Consider the following 458-nt stretch of genomic DNA (forward strand, 5'->3'; position numbering starts at 1 on the left):
GCGTATCTTTGTCCGCCATCTCATTAGTGATTGTTCCTGCAATCCTTATGGCTTTCTTACTGGCTTACACCGAATTCCCCGGTAAATGGGCGCTGCTTTCGGTGATCAACACCTTACAAGCGATACCGACCGTGGTAATTGGCTTGTTGATGTACATGATGCTCTCTCGTTCTGGTCCTTTAGGTGACTGGCAATTACTGTTCACGCAAAAGGCGATGATTCTAGGTCAGATGCTGATCTGTTTCCCTATCCTAGTTGCGATGATGCATGGCGCTCTGCAGGCCAGTGACCGCCGAGCGGTTGAAACGGCGCGCACGCTTGGCGTATCAACGACTCGTGTGGCGTGTACGTTAATTTGGGAAACGCGCTTCCCTCTTTTAGCTGCAACTATCGCTGCCTTCTCTCGTATCGTCACTGAGGTTGGTTGTTCAATGATGGTCGGTGGCAACATTATGGGG

At 50.7% G+C, this 458-nt stretch carries 1 protein-coding gene; it reads left to right on the top strand.

What is annotated here, in order from left to right:
* Positions 1–458 (top strand): ABC transporter permease (locus AB4653_RS25395; RefSeq protein WP_372105610.1); only part of this gene is annotated, 458 nt, incomplete at both ends.

Origin of the sequence: Vibrio sp. 10N.222.48.A3 (assembly GCF_041475345.1) — a bacterium.
GTDB classification, from domain to species: Bacteria; Pseudomonadota; Gammaproteobacteria; order Enterobacterales; family Vibrionaceae; genus Vibrio; species Vibrio tasmaniensis_A.